Source organism: Yersinia mollaretii ATCC 43969 (genome assembly GCF_013282725.1).
Lineage (GTDB): Bacteria > Pseudomonadota > Gammaproteobacteria > Enterobacterales > Enterobacteriaceae > Yersinia > Yersinia mollaretii.
Map to the genome: position 1 here is coordinate 681,623 of NZ_CP054043.1, position 20,099 is coordinate 701,721.

Genomic DNA, 20,099 nt, shown 5'->3' on the forward strand with positions numbered 1-20,099 from the left:
GGAATTGAACATGACTCAGGATTACAAACTACAGGTTGAAGCGATCAAATGCGGCACGGTGATTGACCATATTCCGGCGCAAATTGGGTTCAAATTGTTGTCGCTGTTCAAACTGACCGCGACGGATCAGCGCATTACCATCGGCTTGAATTTGCCGTCGAAGCGTTCTGGCCGTAAGGATCTGATTAAGATAGAAAATACTTTCCTGACCGAGCAGCAAGCCAACCAACTGGCGATGTATGCACCGGACGCCACCGTCAACCGCATCGATAACTACGAAGTGGTGAAGAAGCTCACCCTCAGTCTACCAGAGCAGATTGACCGCGTGCTCACCTGCCCGAACAGTAACTGCATCAGCCACAATGAGCCAGTCAACTCCAGCTTCAAAGTGAAGGCCAAACTGGGCGAGATCCACCTGAAATGCAAATATTGCGAGAAAGAGTTCGATCATCAGGTGGTGCTGCAAGCGGACTAGGGTTTGTAAGCAGATTAAGTGCTGAAAGCGAATGACGTGCTGTAAGCAAATTTACAGGGTAACCCATAGCAAACTTAGTTCGCGCGGGTTGCCGTTATTCATCCCAGCTTTATAATGGCGACACGAATCATACCGCATCACGTAACTCAGGAGTCACTATGTCACGCACCATCAGCACCGAACTCGCCCCTGCCGCCATCGGCCCTTATGTTCAGGGTGTCGATCTGGGTAGCATGATCATCACTTCCGGCCAAATTCCGGTTGATCCTAAAACCGGTCTGGTGGCGGATGATGTTTCAGCTCAGGCACGTCAATCACTGGAAAATGTTAAAGCGATCGTCGAAGCGGCGGGCCTGAAAGTTGCCGATATCGTCAAAACTACGGTATTCGTGAAAGATCTCAATGATTTCAGTACCGTTAACGCCACTTACGAAGCCTTCTTCAATGAGCACAATGCGCCATTCCCTGCACGCTCCTGTGTTGAAGTGGCCCGTCTGCCGAAAGATGTCAAAATCGAAATCGAAGCTATCGCGGTACGTCGTTAATTCTGATGTCATTGCCCATACGGCTGGTGAATGCCAGCCGTGTTTTATTGCTCCGCCGCTAAGATATTCCCCCCGATTTTCCCTGTGCGCCATGGCAGATCATCATGCTCAAATGTGGCGATTTTCTGCCCGCAAATAAAGCACCGCGCTCACTGATTGCACCCTAATAGTGCTGAAATCGTGCTAATCCCCCCTATTTTGCCTATTTGACGAGCTGGCACAGTTTATGCGTGATCCCCACTACAGCCTGTTCTGTTAGCGAGGTGATAATGCTGAACATCGACCTTTCCGCATCACGATTTTTCGATGAAATGTTACTGGCGCAGGGGCAACACCGAAGCCATTACGACGCCTACTGGCAATGGTTACAACAGGCCGATCAGTTAACAATTGCGCGTAAGCGTGAAGAGGCGGCACTGCTGTTTCACCGGGTGGGCATTACTTTTAATGTGTATGGTGACGATGATGGCGCAGAGCGCTTAATCCCGTTTGATAGCGTGCCACGGATTATTCCCGCCAGTGAATGGCAGATGTTGGACCGTGGCATTCGCCAACGTGTTCAGGCGCTGAATGCGTTTCTGCATGATATTTACCACGACCAACATATTCTGAAAGCAGGGATTATTCCGGCTGAACAAGTGTTAGCCAATGACCAATATCAGCCCTGTATGCAAGGGGTGAACCTGCATCGCAATACCTATGCACATATCATTGGCGTGGATATGGTTCGTAATAGCGATGGCCTCTATTATGTATTGGAGGATAATCTACGCACCCCATCCGGCGTCTCCTATATGCTGGAAAACCGCAAAATGATGATGCGGCTCTACCCAGAGCTGTTCGCCCAGCAACGTATCGCACCCGTTGAGCGCTACCCCTCCCATCTGCTGCAAACACTGCGCGAAAGCACACCGGTTAACGATCCTACGGTGGTAGTGCTGACCCCCGGCCGCTTTAACAGCGCCTATTTTGAGCACAGTTTTCTGGCCCAGCAGATGGGAGTCGAGCTGGTCGAAAGTGCCGATCTGTTTGTCAAAGAGGGGGCAGTCTTTATGCGCACCACCGCTGGCCCATGCAAGATAGATGTTATCTATCGGCGCGTGGATGATGCCTTCCTCGACCCGCTGGCTTTTCGCCCTGACTCCATGTTAGGTATCCCCGGGCTGCTGTCAGTCTATCGGGCAGGCGGGGTGGTATTGGCAAACGCTATTGGGACTGGCGTTGCAGATGATAAATCTATCTATCCCTATGTGCCTGACATGATTCGTTTTTACCTCGCCGAAGATCCGATTCTGGCGAATGTCCCCACTTGGCAATGCCGCCAACCCACTGATTTATCTTATGTGTTGGCGAATCTGGATCAAATGGTGGTGAAAGAGGTGCATGGTGCTGGAGGCTATGGCATGTTGATCGGCCCTGCCGCCACGCAAGCTGAAATTGCCCAATTCCGCCAGTTACTGCTGGCGCGGCCACAAAACTACATTGCACAAGAAACCCTCGCGCTCTCGACCTGCCCAACCTTTGTCAACAATGGCCTTGCCCCACGTCACATTGATTTGCGCCCCTTTGCCCTGTCCGGCGCGGAAATTCGGTTGGTGCCCGGCGGCCTCACCCGCGTGGCGCTGGCGGATGGCTCACTGGTGGTCAACTCCTCACAAGGCGGCGGCACCAAAGACACTTGGGTACTGGAGGATGATGCATGTTAAGCCGAACAGCCAGCGAGCTTTATTGGATGGCCCGTTATCTTGAGCGGGCAGAAAACATCACCCGGGTACTGGATGTCACCAACCGGCTCTCCATGATGCCCACCAGCAGCCGGGTGAATTTTGATTTACTGGTGCCCCTTAGTCTGAGCAACACGCAAGCGCTGTTTGCCGAACACTATCCGCAGGTGTCGATGACCCACCTGCTAAATTTTTTCGTGCTCGACAGCCATAACCCCAGCAGCATTTTCAGTTGCTTACAGATGGCTTGGAACAATGCCCACGCGGTGCGCGGCAGCTTGTCATCCGAGGTGTGGGAGAGCATCAACGCCACGTGGATTGAGATGAAACAGCTACGCCGACAGGGCATCAGCACTGCCGATATTGATGCCTTTTTCGACTGGGTTAAGGAGCGCTCACACCTCTTTCGGGGCGCGGTTTACGGCACCTTACTGCGCAGCGATGCACTCTATTTTATTCGTCTGGGTACCTTGATTGAACGGGCGGACAGTACCGCTCGCCTGCTGGATGTGAAAAACCAATTGCTGGATAACGACGATGATCCGGTACGCGAATACTACCGCATGGACACTCTGCTTCGGGCCGTTAGTGCACGTGAGGCCTACCACAGCTTGTACAAACAGCAACTCAGCCGCGAGGCGATTGCGGAACTGTTGATTTTACGCAATGAGATCCCGCGATCCCTGCTGGCCTGCATCAATGACATAGAGCAGCAGTTGGAATTGATTGGCGGCAACCGCAGCAATCAGCCCCGCCGACTGGTCAGTATCTTGCTGGCCGAGCTGCGTTTTAGCAGTATTAATGATGTGATGGCCGATGGTCTGCACATCTATCTGATGGATTTTTTAGGTAAGATCAATGCGATCGCTGACAGCATTCGTCAAACCTATCTGGAGGTTCAATGAGACTGAATGTGGATCACAGCACCCATTATACCTATGCACAGCAAGTGCAACACAGCACGCAATATCTGCGCCTGACGCCACAGGATTCGGCCCATCAGCGCATTTTGTCTTGGCAACTGACCTTACCGGAAGAGGCTATCTGCACCACGGATGCTTTTGGCAATGTGCTGCATGTACTGACACTGGATAAACCCCATCAGGCCATCACCATTCAAGCTCAGGGCGTGGTGGAGATTGAAGATAATAGGGAGGATGACAGCAGTGACCACCTCTCACCACTGGTGTTTCTGCGTCATAGTCCACTGACTCAACCAGATAGCGCGATCCGCCAGTTTGCTTCTGGTTATTGTCAGGGCGTGACTCATGCAGATGCGCAATTGGATTGCCTGACATTAATGATGGGCGAACTGCTGGCAAAAATGCCCTACAGCCCCGGCACCACCACGGTCCAAGACAGTGCAGCCCAAGCTTTTGCTGCCGAGCAAGGGGTATGTCAGGACCACACCCACGTCTTTCTTGCCTGCTGCCGCAGTTTAAATATTCCGGCGCGCTATGTCAGCGGCTATCTTTATACAGAATCCTCCAGTCATGTGGCGACCCATGCATGGGCAGAAGTGTGGTTGGGCGGTCATTGGCAAAGTTTTGATGTCACCAATAACACCTGCAAACCGAATCAGCATTTGAAACTGGCGGTGGGCATAGATTATCTGGATGCCTGCCCGGTGCGCGGTATTCGCCGAGGCGGTGGCTATGAGGATATGCAAACCATTGCTGCCGTGCATATGTTATCGACCCCGCGACGCGATATGTCGCAATAAAAGGACTCTTTTTTATGACCTACTGTGTGGCCATGCGGTTGTCGTCCGGGTTAGTGTTTGCTTCCGATTCCCGAACCAACGCCGGAGTGGATCATATTTCCACTTTTCGTAAATTGCATCTGTTTCAGCAAGAGGGCGAACGAACGCTGGTGGTGCAAAGTGCGGGCAATCTGGCCACCACCCAGAGTATTGTCAGCTTGCTGCAACGCCGCTGTCTGGACCCAGAACAGACCAACCTGATGAATGTGGGTTCAATGTACGAAGCCGCCACCCTGTTGGGCGAGACAGTACGCGAGGTAATTAACCGAGACAGCGGCGCACAGCAAAACAGCGGCGGCACTGATTTCAACTGTAACCTGTTATTAGGTGGGCAGATTAAGGGCGAAGGGCTGCGGCTGTTCCATATCTATCCGCAGGGTAATTTTATCGAAGCCACGCAGGACACCCCCTACTTCCAGATTGGTGAGAGTAAGTATGGCAAACCGATTATTGATCGTGTATTGAGCTACGACACCGCGCTGGATCAGGCGATGCAGTGTGCATTGATTTCGATGGACTCCACCTTGCGCAGTAATTTGTCCGTGGGGTTGCCGCTGGATGTGATGATCTATCCGCTAGACAGTTTCAGCACGAATCAGCAGTACCGAATCACCGAGGATCACCCCTATTTTATGATGATCCGTAAGGGCTGGGGTGAGGGGTTGGTGAGTATTTTTGCGCAGTTACCGGGGTTGAAGTTGGCACCATGATTGTTTGGTGATCGGTTCAGGTGATCCCCTGACCTTCAATTTAGTTCGGATCAGGTTTCGGTTGATATTCGGTTCAGGTGATCGGTTCGGTTGTTAAGACTTCAGTGTTCACTTAACTTCAGGTGCCTCAACCGCCAAAGGGTGCGGGCGCGCACCCTTGTGGAATCCCGCGCTTCGCACGTATCGCTTGCCCACTTCGTGGGTACCCTCCCTCATCGCTCCGGCTGACGGACGGCTTTATTCGCATCCCTGCTCATGACGCCTAAAACGGGCGTCCTGCCCGTTTTCCTTGCCTTCTCTCTTCACTCGGCAGCTCAAATGTGCTTTTAACTTCAACACCTAAAACAAAGAAGAGGGTTTTGAATTGGCTTTTGACGTTGAGCGCAATTAGGAAGATTGCCGACAAAGATTGCAGGCCGAATGAGCCGCATGGACGCGGCGAAAGGGGCTGTCGAGCTGGGAGCGAGTCAGCGCCGGTTCGATTAGCCAGCAAGCTGCCGGAGGGAATGGCGCAGCCACAATATTTCGCGCAAGGCGCGGGTGTTGGGCCGCCGCCCTGCGGCCCGACTCGGTTGAGGCTGGGGAGGTCAGGTGAACACTGAGCGATTATCAACCGAAACCTGATCCGATCCATTGCGGAGGCAATGTGAGCGCTGATCTCATATCAACCGAACCGATCACCTGATCCGATCCTGATCCGATCACCTCACCTAATAATAAAATTAAAATCACTGCCACCCATATCTCCTCACAAACCACCCTTTCACTAACTGTGTCGTCACCATATACCCAGTCAGAATCACCATCAGCCACGGGAAGTAAGAGAGTGGCAGCGCCTGTAATTGCAGGAAGCCCGCGAGGGGGGAGAAAGTTAGGCCGATACCGACCACCACCACCGCCAGTGTCATGACGCACAGTGGCCATGAGGCGCGGCTCTGGATAAATGGAATCTTACGGGTACGAATCATATGCACAATCAATGTCTGGGATAGCAGCCCTTCGACGAACCAACCGGATTGGAACAGCGTCTGCATTTCCGGCGTATTGGCCTTAAACACCCACCACATCAGGCTAAAAGTCAGCACGTCAAAAATAGAACTTATCGGGCCAAAGAACACCATAAAACGCCCCAGATCGCCGGCATTCCAGCGTTGTGGCTTCGCCAATTGCTCTTCATCGACATTATCGAACGGAATAGCAATCTGCGAAATATCGTACAGCAGGTTTTGGATCAGCAAATGCAGTGGCAACATCGGCAGGAAAGGTAAAAATGCACTGGCAATCAATACGCTGAAGACGTTGCCAAAGTTGGAACTGGCAGTCATTTTGATGTATTTCAGCATGTTGGCGAAGGTGCGTCGGCCTTCAATGACCCCCTGTTCCAGCACCATCAGGCTCTTTTCCAGCAAAATGATATCCGCCGCTTCTTTGGCGATATCAACCGCCGAATCCACCGAGATACCAATATCCGCCGCGCGTAGTGCGGGCGCATCATTGATGCCATCCCCCATAAAGCCCACCACATGACCCGCTTGCCGCAGGTTTTGCACAATGCGCTCTTTTTGCATCGGCGTCAGTTTGGCAAACACCGTGGTGATGCGGGTGGCTTCAGTCAACTCCGCCTCGGTCATCGACTCAATATCACTGCCGCGCAATACCCGCTCGACAGATAACCCGACGTCTTTGCAGACTTTCCGTGCCACTAACTCATTGTCACCGGTCAGAATTTTAACGTTGATGCCATTGTGTTTCAGGGCTAATAGCGCGGGTGCGGTGCTCTCTTTGGGCGGATCGAGGAAGGCGATATACCCCTCCAAAATCAGGTCATACTCATCGATAACCGCATAATCTCGCTGATACGCGGGCAGAATGCGCGTAGCAACCGCCACCACCCGCAGCCCTTGCTGGTTCTGCTCATCCGTCACCCGGCGGATACGGGTCAACAGCGCATCAGTCAAGGGGATAACCTCATCCCCTTGGCGGACATGGCGGCAAATGGAGAGCATCTCTTCCAACGCGCCCTTGCAGATCAACTCGTGATAATCCGACTTATCGCTGACCACCACCGACATGCGGCGGCGTTCAAAATCAAAGGGGATCTCATCGATTTTACGGTAACCCGCCAGTGTGTCGGCGGCCTGAGACTCAGCGGCGGCGGACTCCTCCATTGAAGAGAGCACAGCCACATCCAGCAGATTTTTCAGCCCCGTTTGGTAGTAGCTGTTGAGCCAAGCGTAGTGCAGCACCCGCTCACAGTTAGCACCAAACACATCCGTATGACTCTCCAACACGATTTTATCTTGGGTCAAGGTACCGGTTTTATCGGTACACAACACATCCATCGCGCCAAAGTTCTGGATAGCATCCAGCCGTTTGACGATCACTTTCTGTTTCGATAGCTTCACCGCCCCTTTTGCTAGTGTCGAGGTGACGATCATCGGCAACATTTCGGGGGTTAAACCGACCGCGACGGAGAGTGCAAATAGCGCGGCCTCCCACCAGTCACCTTTGGTAAAGCCATTGATCAGCAACACAATAGGCGTCATCACCAACATAAAACGGATCAGCAGCCAACTGACTTTGCTGATACCACTCTGGAAGGCATTCGGCTGCTCATCCTGATGGGTTACCCGTTCGGCCAGCAGGCCAAAGTAGGTTTGGTTACCCGTGCCGATGACGATTGCCAGTGCAGAACCACTGACCACATTGGTGCCCATAAAGCACAAAGTGTCGCGCTCCAACGGGTTCTGCTCATCACACTCACGGCACTGGGCCACTTTCTCCACCGGCAGCGATTCCCCCGTCAAGGCGGCTTGGCTGATAAACAGGTCTTTGGCGACTAAAATGCGTAAATCTGCCGGGATCATGTCGCCAGCAGAGAGCTTAATGATATCGCCGGGCACCAACTGGGCGATGGGCAGCTCGCGCTGCTCACTTTTGCCAGTATGGGCATCACTGCGGATCAAAGTCGCGGTGTTGCTGACCATCGCTTTCAAGGCATCCGCCGCGCGGTTAGAGCGCGCTTCCTGAATAAAATGCATCAGGGTGGAGATCAATACCATGGCACCAATCACCAGTGCCGCCGTGAGGTCCTCGGTGGCGTAGGAGATCAGCGCCAGAATGGTCAGCAGCAAGTTAAATGGGTTGCGGTAGCAGTGCCATAGGTGAACCCACCACGGAGTAGCCTGCTGATTTTCAATCAGATTACTGCCGTAGTTGAGGCGAATCGCCCCGGCCTCTTGCTCGGTCAGCCCTTCTGGATGGCTCTGAAAGCGCTGATAGAGTTGCTGTGGCGTTTCATTGGCGCACTGCAAACGCTGTTGAGTCAGCTCTGCGGGCAGATCTTTAGCCGTACTTGCCTGCGGCAAACCCTCTAGCATGGTTTCCCGGCGGATCAGACGACGAGGCAGGCTGCGGCTCAACACATTGAGCAACTGCCGGGTGAAATTTTTAACGTGCATGGTGCTAACCTTACTGTCACGCCATGACGCCGTTTATCGGGCGGTCGTCATGTTGCCTCCACGGCAAAGCTGCCGTGGAGAGGGCAAAAAAGATCTTCAGCAGAGAGCAACGCAGGAACAAGGCGCGATGACTGCCGACCAGATTGTTATCCGGCCAGGCAATCACCTCAAAGAGGGAGTGACCTTACCGGAAGCACCCAATGGGTGCGGTTGAGGGAACAGGGTCCACGGGTTAATTAACCTCCGGTAAAAAGATGAAGTTGCGGCTAACAAGAAGTTTAGTCATCAATCCACTTAGCAGCCAGACCACCAAATAGCTAGACAGACAGTAAACTGCACGATGAATGTTATCACGGCAAAAAATACCTCGACGGCACAGAATCCGCTAAGGTAATAACATGCCGCCAGTCATGGGGGAGATCATGCGCTGAGTCTGATTCTGTGCATGCTATGCTTCCCACGACGCCGCCAAATATAAATAATCTATTTATTATATATTTTTGAACCTAAACATTAGGTAAACCATGCAAAACCGTTTGACCATTAAGGACATTGCCCGCATGAGTGGAGTTGGAAAATCCACGGTTTCACGGGTATTGAATAACGAAGGCAGTGTCAGCCCACAGACACGCGAGCGGGTTGAGGCGGTGATTCGGCAGCAGGGGTTTACCCCATCAAAATCAGCCCGCGCCATGCGAGGGCAGAGCGATAAAGTGGTGGCGATCATAGTCTCCCGTCTGGATTCACCGTCTGAAAATCAGGCAGTACGCACCATGCTGCCCCTGTTCTATCAGCAAGGTTACGACCCGATTCTGATGGAGAGTCAGTTTGATCCCGCCTTGGTCAGCGAGCATCTGCATGTGCTGCAACAGCGCAATGTGGATGGGGTGATTCTGTTTGGCTTCACGGGGTTAAGCGCAGAGATGCTCTCGCCGTGGCAGGAAAAGATGGTGGTATTGGCGCGCGAATACGCGGGTTACTCTTCCGTCTGCTACGACGATGAAGGCGCAGTGCGCCTGTTGATGGATAAGTTGCGCCACGCTGGGCATCGTCATATCAGTTATATCGGCGTGCAGCCATCAGATGCCACTACCGGGATGCGTCGTCATCAATCCTATCTCGATTATAGCCAGCAGCACGGCCTGACCCCGACGGTCGCACTGGGAGAACTGAGCTACCAAAGTGGTTTTCAACTGGCACCGCAGGTGATAAAGCCGGACACCTCGGCGCTGGTGTGCGCCTCTGATACCATCGCCATGGGGGTGAGCAAGTACTTACAGCAGCAGGGCCAGCAACATATTCAGGTGTGTGGCATTGGCAATACGCCGCTATTGCACTTTCTGTTCCCCAATACACTGTCAGTCGAGTTGGGCTACGGCACTGCGGGCATGAAAGCGGCGCAACAACTGCTGGCTCAGCTTAATCATAGCCAGTCCATTCAGCAGATTATTATCCCCGGTCAACTGGCCTGACCCGCCTCTTCTCTCCTGTTGTGAGTGATGAGTTGCGAGCTGAGATCCCATCCTGAGTCGTGGCGTGTTTTGCAGCAACGCGCCTGTCCATTTGCTACAAAAATTGTCAAATTGTGATCTTCGACGCAGGTTGGGAACGTTCCCATTTCATAATAATTAATATCTAGCTAATCTTTAATTAGCCGAATATTTAATCGGCTATGGTTTTAGTCGTGGCGATAATCTTAATACCGACGACTGTTTTGACTCTTTTTTATTCAAGATAGCGCTTACCGATCAAAAAGCACCTTACCACTCAGCAGGCTATCCCACCTTTACGAAAGGTACGTTGAAATGAGCAAAGTAAAACAACAAGATATCGATCAATTGATCGTACTGGTGGGAGGCAGAGAAAATATTGCCACCGTCAGCCACTGCATTACCCGGCTACGTTTTGTGTTAAACGACCCATCGAAAGCCTCGCCCAAAGAGATCGAAAATCTGTCGATGGTCAAAGGCTGCTTTACTAATGCTGGGCAATTTCAAGTGGTTATCGGGCCAGAAGTGGATGACTACTACCAAGCGCTGATTGCTAAAATTGGCCTGAATGAAGTGGATAAAGAGCAAACCAAGCTGGCGGCGCGGCAGAATATGACATGGTTTGAGCGCGGCATATCTCACTTTGCCGAGATCTTCTTCCCCCTGTTACCCGCACTGATCAGCGGCGGCTTGATCCTCGGCTTCCGTAACGTGATCGGTGATATCCCGATGAGCGACGGCAAAACGCTGGCGCAGCTCTATCCGGCGTGGAAAACCATCTATGACTTCCTCTGGCTACTGGGCGAAGCCATCTTCTTCTACCTGCCAGTGGCGATCTGCTGGTCAACAGTGAAGAAAATGGGCGGCACGCCGGTATTGGGGATTGTGCTGGGTATCACGCTGGTTTCGCCGCAACTGATGAACTCCTATCTGCTGGGCCAACAAACTCCTGAGGTGTGGAATTTCGGCTGGTTCACCATTGAAAAAGTGGGTTATCAGGCGCAGGTTATTCCCTCGATTCTGGCTGGTTTAGCGCTCGGCTGGATTGAAACCAACCTGAAAAAAATCATCCCCGCTTACCTCTATCTGGTGGTGGTACCGGTGGTTTCCCTGTTGCTGGCGGTGTTCCTCGCCCATACTTTAATTGGGCCATTTGGCCGCATGATTGGTGATGGTGTGGCATGGGGCGTGAAAGCGGTGATGACCGGTAGCTTCGCGCCGATTGGGGCTGCGCTGTTTGGCTTCCTGTATGCGCCGTTGGTGATCACTGGTGTGCATCAAACCACGTTAGCCATTGATATGCAGATGATTCAGAGCATGGGCGGCACGCCAGTTTGGCCGCTGATTGCGCTGTCTAACATTGCGCAGGCTTCTGCGGTACTGGGTATCATCATTATCAGCCGTAAAATTAATGAGCGCGAAATCTCTGTTCCAGCGGCCATTTCGGCTTACCTAGGTGTCACCGAACCCGCCATGTACGGTATCAACCTGAAATACCGTTTCCCGATGCTCTGCGCCATGATTGGCTCTGCGTTGGCGGGTCTGATTTGCGGATTGACCGGGGTGATGGCGAACGGAATTGGTGTCGGCGGTCTGCCAGGCATTTTATCCATTAAGCCGCAGTTCTGGGGCATCTATGCCTTGGCAATGTTAGTGGCGATTGTGGTGCCACTGGTGCTGACGATTATGGTTTATAAGCGCAAAGAGAGTCGCGGCGAGCTGCCGGTCTGAGTCTCGACACGCCGCGAGTGGTGATTCACTGGCGGCGTCATTTTTCCCATTTTTTCTGTTTTTCTACGAATAAAGAGTCTGCTATGAATAATCCTATCCCTTGGTGGCAAAACGGCGTCATTTATCAGATTTACCCGAAGAGTTTTCAGGACAGCACCGGTAATGGCTACGGTGATCTTGCGGGGGTGACGCAACGTTTGGATTATCTGCAAAAACTGGGGGTTGATGCCATTTGGCTGACGCCAGTGTATGTCTCGCCGCAAGTGGATAATGGCTATGACGTGGCGGATTACTGCGCCATCGACCCGGCTTACGGCACCATGGACGACTTCAAACATCTGGTCGCGCAAGCCCATCAGCGCGGGATTCGCCTCGTGATGGATATGGTGTTCAACCACACCTCCACCGAGCACGCTTGGTTTAAAGCCTCGCAGGACCGCAACAGCCCTTATCGCCAGTTCTATATTTGGCGCGACGGCGAGGGTGATAACTTACCCAATAACTGGCGCTCGAAATTTGGCGGCAATGCATGGCAATGGCACGCCGCCAGTGGTCAATATTACCTGCATCTGTTCGCCACCGAGCAGGCGGACCTGAACTGGGAACATCAGCCGGTTCGTGATGAACTGAAAAAAGTGTGCGAGTTCTGGGCCGATATGGGGGTGGATGGTTTGCGGCTGGATGTGATCAATCTGGTCTCCAAACAGCAGGACTTCCCCGATGATTTTGAGGGCGATGGCCGCCGTTTCTACACCGATGGTCCCCGTATCCACGAATTTTTGCAAGAGATGAGCCGCGATGTGTTTCAACCACGCGGCCTGATGACCGTCGGCGAGATGTCCTCCACTCGCCTTGAACATTGCCAGCGCTATGCCGCATTGGGGGGCGATGAGCTGTCGATGACCTTTAATTTCCACCATCTGAAAGTGGATTATCTCAATGGCGAGAAGTGGTCGCTGATGCCCCCAAACAGGGTCGAGCTGAAGCAGATTTTTAACCAGTGGCAACAGGGTATGTATAACCGCGCATGGAATGCGCTGTTTTGGTGTAACCACGACCAGCCGCGCATTGTGTCTCGCTTTGGCGATGAAGGTGCGCTGCGCCTGCCTGCGGCCAAGATGCTGGCGATGGTGCTGCATGGTATGCAGGGCACCCCCTATATCTATCAGGGCGAAGAGATTGGCATGACCAATCCGAATTTCACCTCGATCAGCCAATATCGTGATGTCGAAAGCCTGAATATGTTTGCTGAGCTAAGTGCCAACGGGCGCGATCCTGGCGAGTTATTGACGATTCTGGCGGCGAAATCCCGTGATAATGGCCGCACGCCGATGCAGTGGGATCGCAGCCACAATGCGGGATTCAGCCAAGGCACGCCTTGGATTGAGCCGTGCAGCAACTATCCCCAGATTAACGCCGAGGCCGCGCTAGCCGATACTGACTCCGTGTTTTATGCCTATCAATATCTGATAGCGCTCCGCAAGCAGCATGATGTTTTCACCTTCGGCGATTATCAGGATCTTTGCCCGCAGCATCCCGATTTATGGTGTTATTTGCGTCGTTGGCAAGGCAAGCAGTTGTTGGTGGTCGCGAATTTGAGTGGTGAACCGCAAGCATGGCAGCCAGAGGGGGTCGCCTTGGATGGTCAGTGGCAACTGTTGATGAGCAGCTACGGTGAAAGTGCACTCCAACCGCAGGAGATGGTATTACGGGGGTATGAGGGGGTTTATTGGATCAGGGATTAGATTCAGATCGGATCTGGTTTCGGTTGATATTCGTTAGGTGATCACCTAACCCTCGTAGCCTCAACCGAGTCGGGCCGCAGGGCGGCGGCCCAACACCCGCGCCTTGCGCGAAATATTGTGGCTTCGCCATCCCCTCCGGCAGCTTGCCGGCTAATCGAACCGGAGCTGACTCGCTCCCAGCTCGACAGCCCCTTTCGCCGCGTCCATGCGGCTCATTCGGCCTGCAATCTTTGTCGGCAATATTCCTAATTGCGCTCAACATCAAAAGCCAAAAAACATGGTTTTGACCTTGAAGTTAAAAGCACATTTGAGCTGCCGAGTGAAGAGAGTAGGCAAGGAAAACGGGCAGGACGCCCGTTTTAGGCGTCACGCGGAGGGACCCGCGTAAAGCCGTCCGTCAGCCGGAACGATGAGCGAGGGAACCCACGAAGTGGGCAAGCGATACGTGCGCTAGCGCAGGGATTCCAAGGGGGTTACGCGCTTGTAACCCCTTTGGCGGTTGAGGCATCGGAGGTTAGGTGAGCACTGAACCTTTGACAACCGAACCGAGCACCTGAACGAATATCAACCGAAACTTGATCCAGTTTCAGCCCGATACCTGATCCGATCCACCATCACTGAAACTGAAATTGAAATTGAAATTGAAATTGAAATTAAAACTCAAATCCGACTCAAGCAATCAATCGCTATCGCCTTAAAACTATCAAAATGCTGGCTACTCAACAGCCGACTCATAGATCGCTCGCGCACAAAGGTGACGAACAGATCATAAATCGCCATCGCCTCTTCATAATCGGTTTTACTGATCGCCAGCAAGAAAATGACATACGCCACTTCGCCATCACCCCAGACAATACCCTTGGGGGCCAGTAATGTGACCACCACTGTTTTCTTTGCTAATAAGCCCAGTGAATGGGGCAGCGCGATCCCTTCGCCCAGCATGGTGGAGACAATGGCTTCCCGCTCCACTACTGACGGATAGAAATCAGCATCAACAATCCCCTCATCCTCCAACTGACCACAGACTTTCTCGAATAACTGCGCCTGCGTCATCGGCTGGTCGATAATCATAAAATGGTGGCGATCAAAAAACTTCTCCAGCATGTAAGGCCGAGTGCGATCCACCAATACCAACTTGCCGAGCTGCTCTAACTGATATTCGGTCGGGAATGGCGACATCACCACCACCGGTTTGTTTTTTTCAACTAACCGCGAGTTGGAGATAATGAAATCTTCGTCGATATGGTTGAGAAGTTCGTAATCACGCAGCGAAATGGTCTGTGTCATCACAATTTGTGGATACTTGCGGGAGATCTGCGCCTGAATCATGCGGGTGGTGGAGTTACCGGTATCACACACCAACATCACCTGCGGATGGCGCTGATAGCCAATATTGTAATGGCGCTCCAGCCCCACCCCGATATGCAGCACCAAATAGCCAATTTCATTCTCACTCAAGCTGTAAGGGGTATATTTTCCCCAACTGGAGACCGCCGCCAGTGTCACATCATAGGCCATGGGGTAGTGCTGTTTGATATTGGATAACAACGGGTTAGGAATGGTTATCTGGTATTTCACCCGCGTGATCATGGTTTTGATATGGGTGAGGAGATCACTGCGGAGCTGCTTATCGCCCTGCAAATTGTAGTTATAATGCGCGTTGATGTAAGAGAGGATGTAATCCACCAGCGTCTCTTCATCATCTGCATTGATCTCACTCGGCCGACTGGTGCTCGGCTGGCTGGCTTGTACCCGACGGGCGGCAATATTGACCCGCAAATAGGCCTCTTCCGCCGCTGAAATATCTTTACCAGAGAGTAATTGAAGCTCATTCGCCAAGCGGCCTGAAGCCAGTTTTACCGCCTCATCCACATCTTCTGCATCAAAATCAGATAATGGATAACCGTCAGTGATACGTTTTATCGCCACCGCGCAGTAGAAAATCAGGTACTGCTCACCTTCATCCGTCAGCCGCACCCCATATTGATCCAACAATGCATGGAGCATTTCGGTCAGATCGGGGATGGCCTGAATGCTCAGAAACTCATTTTTTAATAATGGGTTATCAGCATCTTGCAGTTGTAGCTGGAACAAAAGATCCGTCAGACAGGTGCGGATCGCCAACTCCGTGCCGAACAGTTTCATGCCATAGCGGGGCTTGGTTTCAATCGTCAGATGGTAGCGATTTAGCCTCTCTCTCACCTCAGCCATATCATTTTGCAATGTGCCACGGCTGACAAACCATTCATCGGCTAAATCTTCCAGCTTCAATGAAAAAGCGGAGGTCAGAAAACGGATTAACAGATAGTGCACTCGCTCATTAGCGGTGCGCGGGGTTAAATGTGTTTTGCGATTTTGCTGCTGTAGAGCACGAAAGCGTTCGGCATCATCAATCATTAAGCGATAACCAAAGCCACGGTTATGCACAAAGTGTGCGCCATAATGCTCAAGAATCTCATTCAACGCCGTGATATCTGCCCGCACAGTACGTGTCGAGACCGCAAAGCGTTTCGCCAGCTCATCCTGAGGCAGCGTTTCCGATTGCAGTGCATCGAACATATAGGCCAGACGTTGATAGGGAAATCTCACTGCTCCACTCCGTTATTCAGATAGGCTGTTTTTCAAGGCAGTGAGTGCCCCCCAGCCAGCAGGGGCGCAGGGGGGACGTTATCTCACATTATTTTTTCTATGCTGGCGGCACAATCCAGTATTAGGCCACAATTTTCTTCACGATATCCAATAAGGTTTTCACATCTTCCGGGCGAGTATTGCCCGTTTTGCTGTCGATAATCGAGCTGTAGATGTGCGGGATGATTTTCGTCACGCCAGCATCCAGAGCGATCTGCACGATCTGCTCGAAATTCTCTAGATCGATGCCGCCAGTCGGTTCCAGCCAGAAACCGGTCGCCGCACAAGCTTCAGCCACAAAGCGGTACTCGTCGATAGAGTCTAACCCATTCATTGGGAAGAATTTTATCGAGCTGCCGCCCATATCCCGCAGCATGGCAATGGCGGTCGTGACCGGAACGATCGCATCTTTTTGCTGCGAACTGAGTGGGCCGGTAGAGATCTTCACGTAACCGACTTTACCCGTCGGCGAAATCAGGCCGTTAACCACCGTCTCCTGCTGCCCCAGCAGAGCACGGCTCGGGCCGACGCCAGTAAATACCTGATTCACATGCTGTGGTTGCACCTGCTGCGAGATCTGGCTGACCATCGTCGATTGCTTCGGATCACCCGCGCCCAGCCCGACGGACAAGGCATTGTCGATCAGTGCCGCGTACTCGCGCATCTCTTTCACCGCGCTGTCAACATCGGGGTAATTCTTCGATAACACCCCCACCAGCACATGGCCTTCCGCCGCCTGATATATCTCGCGCGCATTCTCTTTGGAACCGGCCAGCACATTCAGGCATACCCGATCACGGTAATAATTTGGGGTCAATTTCATGGGTTAGGCTCCCTTAACCAAGTTGTTGATACAGCAATAAATTGTCTCGAGCTGCGCAGGTGTCACACTGCGCACATCCACCTCGATCTTGCCTTCGTTGGCTTTGTAGGCGCGGAAGTAGATGGCGATCTCACCATTTTTTAGCGCATCCACCAGATCCGGCGTCGATCGGCCAATTTTGGCTTCATCAAAACTGATTTCAGTGCGGGCAATATCGCGCCCCGCCGCATCCCAGACCACTCTGGCGGATACGCCGTCGATAGTATTCAGTTGAGTGATGAAAGGCGTCATCTTCGCCACCATCTGCTGGCCAGTCTCTTTTTCCAGCGTCATGTAGCTCTCAATGGCGCGAGTCAGGCCGAGGATGCCCTCTTTGCCCACTTTCATCGCCCGACCAATGCCGCTTGATTGCAATTTCACCCAATCAACATAGGTTTTCTTGCCCAAAACCAATCCGCTGGTTGGCCCTTCAATGGCTTTAGCACCGCTGTAAATCACTAAATCCGCACCCATTTGGGAGTAACACAGCAGATCTTCTTCCGCCGCCGCATCAACAATTAACGGCAGTTGATGTTTACGGGCGATCACCACCGCTTGCTCAACCGACAAAATGCTTTTTTGCACACAATGGTGCGATTTTATGTACAAGATCGCCGCCGTATTGGGTGTGATCGCTGCTTCTAGCTGCTCCGGTAAACACTCATTAGCATAGCCCGCTTCCACCACTTTACCGCCGCCCAGTGTCACCATAGTATCAACCGGTGCACCGAAGTTAACATTGTGGCCTTTCGGCAAGACAATCTCATGGGGCACGGTGCGAGGTGCGGCATGGAGATTGACCAGCAAATTGGCATCATCTTTCACGATCACCGCTGCGACGGATTGGGCAATCCCAGCAGAGGCGCAGGAGACCACCACCGCGCTCTCGACATTCAATAAATCGGCAATGTAAGCACCGGTTTTATTGACCAGATCTTTCATTTCAAAGTAGTGATTCAGGCCGAGTTCCACGGCGTCTACCACATCTTGTCGTGGTGTTGATACGCCGAGCATCGTCATGCGGCCAGATGCGTTAATTACATGTTTTAGCTGGTATTTTTCATAGACTGAAGACATCTTTTAACTTCCCTTCGTCAGTTAACACTACGTCACCGGCAACCACTGCCGCCAGTGGCACCAGAAACTGCTCACCCGTGACTGATTTGCCTTCCGAGTCGCTGAACACTTGCGGCTGCTGTTTCAGCTCAAAAATGGTCAGGTCAGCGTCATAGCCTTCAGCCAATACCCCTTTATGGCGCAGGCGTAGGGCTTGAGCGGCATTTTCAGTCACACAGTTAATGACCTGTTCAAGGCTCAGGCCAATAGTGAAAAATTTGGACATCACGGTCGCCAGACTGTGCACGGGGCCGCTAATGCGGTTGCGGCAATAGATGTCGGAGCTGATGGTGTGCGGGTGAATACCTTGCTTAATGGCAAGCTCCGCGACATCGAAGCTGAAGCTGGCACTGCCGTGGCCCACATCCAACAACACGCCGCGTTTGAGCGCACGCTGGATAGAGTCGCGTAAAGCCCCTGCGGGGGTCAGAATTCGGTTGGGCTTGCCGTTATAGCAGTGGGTAATGATGTCGCCTTGGGTCAATAAATCGGCAATTTCATCCAGATCCGGCGGGTTATTGCCAATGTGCACCATCAGCGGTAACTGGTTGTTTTCTTGCTGGATCTCTTTGGCGCGAATTAGTGGCTTAATGCCGTTTTTACCCACCACACTGCTGCTCATTCGGGCTTTAATGCCGATAATAAAACCGGGATTGCGCGCAATCGCCTGAGTGACACTCTGCTTATCAATCTGCGCCATATCGGCTAATTCGTTTTGCGTGACGATGCCGGTTTTTGCAATATTCAAAAAAGCATAAACATGAGTTTTCGCCGCGCGGGTCAGGCGGTAGAAATCATCGATATCATTGGCACCAGTACTGCCCGCGTCCACCACAGTCGTCACGCCACTGGCAACACCGACTAAATCAGCTTCGTCATGATAAATAGGTGATGCGGGGTAGCAGTGAACATGGGAATCAATCCAGCCCGCACTGAGATAATATTTCCCCGCCAGATCCAGCACTTTTTTGGCCGGATAAAGGGGGGATGCCGAGGGATTATTTTCCACTGCCGGAATAGCTGCACTGATTGCCGTTATTTTTCCGTCATTAATCGTAATATCAACCTGACGGCCATCCACCAATACTGCCCGAGTGATAATAAAGTCATGCATTAGCTTTATTCTCCGTTATACCCTGCTGACAGGGTATCGCAGCGGGATAAATATCCGGTCATTTGAATATTTACCCCGAAATTCAAGAAATCGCGACCGGGAAAATAGACCCTAAAATCATGGCACCCAAAATTGCGCCACCGGTAATAGGTTTATTCCACAGATAAAACAGTAATGCGCCGCCTAAAGAACCAATACCAATGGGAATAGATGCCGTAATCGCGGACAGAATGATCAGTGGCCCTAAGAAGCGGCCAGATGAGTTACCTGCGCCCATCATGACATCCGCACCGTAAGTCGAATTACTTTGGTTAATCGTGAATTTACGCGCCAAAATAATCAGGTAGCCGATGGCTAAGCCAATGACCAAGCCTGTCACCAGTGATGCCGCGAAATTAGCCACCGGGAATACAAATCCAGCCCCCAGTAATAATGCTGGCACACCCAAGCCCACACCGGTTTGAATCGCACCGCCGATATCCAAAATACCGACCAGCGAGCCTTCAATGATACGGGCGAATAAGAAGCTGGCACCAAATGCCGCCACTGCGCCATATACGCCGGTGTCCATGCCCGCACGCAGCATTGAAACAAAGGCCACTTCGTTAAATGCGCCGATACCATATAAGTAATACATATGAGTACCCGCAAATACGCCGGAAGATAACAGCCCTACAAAGATGGGAAAGGACCAGTCGGCATACCAGAAGTTATTCTTGGTTTGTTCATCCATCAT

The 20,099-nt window shown here is 52.2% G+C and carries 17 protein-coding genes; 10 read left to right on the forward strand and 7 right to left on the reverse strand.

Annotation, left to right across the window (positions count from 1 at the left end; genetic code table 11):
- The first annotated feature begins 10 nt into the window (after positions 1-10).
- The 6 genes from pyrI (at position 11) to HRD69_RS03020 (ending at position 5,216) form a co-directional block, all read left to right on the forward strand.
- Entirely contained in the window at positions 11-475 is a 465-nt protein-coding gene (pyrI, locus tag HRD69_RS02995) for an aspartate carbamoyltransferase regulatory subunit (RefSeq protein ID WP_004874063.1), read from the forward strand.
- 158 nt (positions 476-633) lie between these two features.
- The gene (ridA, locus tag HRD69_RS03000; RefSeq protein WP_004874062.1) at positions 634-1,020 is read left to right on the forward strand and encodes a 2-iminobutanoate/2-iminopropanoate deaminase; all 387 of its coding nucleotides are present in this window, start codon (positions 634-636) and stop codon (positions 1,018-1,020) included.
- A gap of 269 nt (positions 1,021-1,289) precedes the next feature.
- Positions 1,290-2,726 carry a circularly permuted type 2 ATP-grasp protein gene (locus HRD69_RS03005; protein ID WP_004874061.1) on the forward strand — a complete coding sequence of 479 codons (1,437 nt, stop codon included), beginning with the start codon at positions 1,290-1,292 and terminating at the stop codon, positions 2,724-2,726.
- A complete protein-coding gene (locus HRD69_RS03010; RefSeq protein WP_032813382.1) occupies positions 2,720-3,649 on the forward strand; it encodes an alpha-E domain-containing protein in 930 nt (309 codons plus the stop codon). Before HRD69_RS03005 ends, HRD69_RS03010 begins: the two co-directional genes overlap by 7 nt.
- Positions 3,646-4,467, forward strand: coding sequence for a transglutaminase family protein (locus HRD69_RS03015; RefSeq protein ID WP_032813380.1), 822 nt, complete (start codon positions 3,646-3,648; stop codon positions 4,465-4,467). The genes HRD69_RS03010 and HRD69_RS03015 overlap by 4 nt, the downstream gene beginning before the upstream one ends.
- Before the next feature lie 14 nt (positions 4,468-4,481).
- Positions 4,482-5,216: a proteasome-type protease gene (locus HRD69_RS03020; RefSeq protein WP_032813378.1), complete on the forward strand. Its 735-nt coding sequence runs from the start codon at positions 4,482-4,484 to the stop codon at positions 5,214-5,216.
- 262 nt (positions 5,217-5,478) lie between these two features.
- Here the strand turns inward: HRD69_RS03020 and HRD69_RS03025 are convergent, their stop codons facing one another.
- Positions 5,479-5,829, reverse strand: a complete 351-nt coding sequence (locus HRD69_RS03025; RefSeq protein ID WP_172984594.1) for a hypothetical protein — start codon at positions 5,827-5,829, stop codon at positions 5,479-5,481.
- A gap of 115 nt (positions 5,830-5,944) precedes the next feature.
- On the reverse strand, positions 5,945-8,677 hold the full coding sequence (gene mgtA / locus HRD69_RS03030; protein WP_172984595.1) for a magnesium-translocating P-type ATPase: 2,733 nt from the start codon (positions 8,675-8,677) through the stop codon (positions 5,945-5,947).
- On the opposite strand from mgtA, the gene HRD69_RS03035 reads away from it, so the two are divergent.
- The 4 genes from HRD69_RS03035 (at position 8,658) to treC (ending at position 13,643) form a co-directional block, all read left to right on the forward strand.
- The gene (locus HRD69_RS03035; RefSeq protein ID WP_153802293.1) at positions 8,658-8,891 is read left to right on the forward strand and encodes a hypothetical protein; all 234 of its coding nucleotides are present in this window, start codon (positions 8,658-8,660) and stop codon (positions 8,889-8,891) included. The genes mgtA and HRD69_RS03035 overlap by 20 nt on opposite strands.
- A 310-nt stretch (positions 8,892-9,201) precedes the next feature.
- The gene (gene treR / locus HRD69_RS03040) at positions 9,202-10,149 is read left to right on the forward strand and encodes a trehalose operon repressor TreR (protein WP_004878117.1); all 948 of its coding nucleotides are present in this window, start codon (positions 9,202-9,204) and stop codon (positions 10,147-10,149) included.
- Positions 10,150-10,482: 333 nt separating this feature from the next.
- Positions 10,483-11,898, forward strand: coding sequence for a PTS trehalose transporter subunit IIBC (gene treB / locus HRD69_RS03045; RefSeq protein WP_004878119.1), 1,416 nt, complete (start codon positions 10,483-10,485; stop codon positions 11,896-11,898).
- Positions 11,899-11,981: 83 nt separating this feature from the next.
- Positions 11,982-13,643: an alpha,alpha-phosphotrehalase gene (gene treC / locus HRD69_RS03050; RefSeq protein ID WP_032815621.1), complete on the forward strand. Its 1,662-nt coding sequence runs from the start codon at positions 11,982-11,984 to the stop codon at positions 13,641-13,643.
- Positions 13,644-14,303: 660 nt separating this feature from the next.
- On the opposite strand, the gene HRD69_RS03055 is transcribed toward treC, so the two are convergent.
- From HRD69_RS03055 to HRD69_RS03075, 5 genes are all read right to left on the reverse strand, one after another.
- Positions 14,304-16,232 (reverse strand): BglG family transcription antiterminator, encoded by a 1,929-nt coding sequence (locus HRD69_RS03055; protein WP_004878051.1) that lies wholly within the window; start codon positions 16,230-16,232, stop codon positions 14,304-14,306.
- A gap of 121 nt (positions 16,233-16,353) precedes the next feature.
- Complete coding sequence (dagF, locus tag HRD69_RS03060; RefSeq protein ID WP_004878053.1) at positions 16,354-17,094, reverse strand: 2-dehydro-3-deoxy-phosphogluconate aldolase; 741 nt, start codon at positions 17,092-17,094, stop codon at positions 16,354-16,356.
- 3 nt (positions 17,095-17,097) lie between these two features.
- Complete coding sequence (locus tag HRD69_RS03065; RefSeq protein ID WP_032815599.1) at positions 17,098-18,210, reverse strand: DgaE family pyridoxal phosphate-dependent ammonia lyase; 1,113 nt, start codon at positions 18,208-18,210, stop codon at positions 17,098-17,100.
- On the reverse strand, positions 18,194-19,363 hold the full coding sequence (locus tag HRD69_RS03070; RefSeq protein ID WP_004878057.1) for an amidohydrolase/deacetylase family metallohydrolase: 1,170 nt from the start codon (positions 19,361-19,363) through the stop codon (positions 18,194-18,196). The genes HRD69_RS03065 and HRD69_RS03070 overlap by 17 nt, the downstream gene beginning before the upstream one ends.
- A gap of 82 nt (positions 19,364-19,445) precedes the next feature.
- Complete coding sequence (locus HRD69_RS03075; RefSeq protein ID WP_032815601.1) at positions 19,446-20,096, reverse strand: DUF4310 family protein; 651 nt, start codon at positions 20,094-20,096, stop codon at positions 19,446-19,448.
- Between the last annotated feature and the right edge of the window lie 3 nt (positions 20,097-20,099).

What these genes read in the sequence shown, in the direction of transcription:
- pyrI (WP_004874063.1), top strand. Translation starts at nt 11, where the DNA reads ATGACTCAGGATTACAAACTACAGGTTGAAGCGATCAAATGCGGCACG.
- ridA (WP_004874062.1), top strand. Translation starts at nt 634, where the DNA reads ATGTCACGCACCATCAGCACCGAACTCGCCCCTGCCGCCATCGGCCCT.
- HRD69_RS03005 (WP_004874061.1), top strand. Translation starts at nt 1,290, where the DNA reads ATGCTGAACATCGACCTTTCCGCATCACGATTTTTCGATGAAATGTTA.
- HRD69_RS03010 (WP_032813382.1), top strand. Translation starts at nt 2,720, where the DNA reads ATGTTAAGCCGAACAGCCAGCGAGCTTTATTGGATGGCCCGTTATCTT.
- HRD69_RS03015 (WP_032813380.1), top strand. Translation starts at nt 3,646, where the DNA reads ATGAGACTGAATGTGGATCACAGCACCCATTATACCTATGCACAGCAA.
- HRD69_RS03020 (WP_032813378.1), top strand. Translation starts at nt 4,482, where the DNA reads ATGACCTACTGTGTGGCCATGCGGTTGTCGTCCGGGTTAGTGTTTGCT.
- mgtA (WP_172984595.1), bottom strand. Translation starts at nt 8,677, where the DNA reads ATGCACGTTAAAAATTTCACCCGGCAGTTGCTCAATGTGTTGAGCCGC.
- treR (WP_004878117.1), top strand. Translation starts at nt 9,202, where the DNA reads ATGCAAAACCGTTTGACCATTAAGGACATTGCCCGCATGAGTGGAGTT.
- treB (WP_004878119.1), top strand. Translation starts at nt 10,483, where the DNA reads ATGAGCAAAGTAAAACAACAAGATATCGATCAATTGATCGTACTGGTG.
- treC (WP_032815621.1), top strand. Translation starts at nt 11,982, where the DNA reads ATGAATAATCCTATCCCTTGGTGGCAAAACGGCGTCATTTATCAGATT.
- dagF (WP_004878053.1), bottom strand. Translation starts at nt 17,094, where the DNA reads ATGAAATTGACCCCAAATTATTACCGTGATCGGGTATGCCTGAATGTG.
- HRD69_RS03065 (WP_032815599.1), bottom strand. Translation starts at nt 18,210, where the DNA reads ATGTCTTCAGTCTATGAAAAATACCAGCTAAAACATGTAATTAACGCA.
- HRD69_RS03070 (WP_004878057.1), bottom strand. Translation starts at nt 19,363, where the DNA reads ATGCATGACTTTATTATCACTCGGGCAGTATTGGTGGATGGCCGTCAG.
- HRD69_RS03075 (WP_032815601.1), bottom strand. Translation starts at nt 20,096, where the DNA reads ATGGATGAACAAACCAAGAATAACTTCTGGTATGCCGACTGGTCCTTT.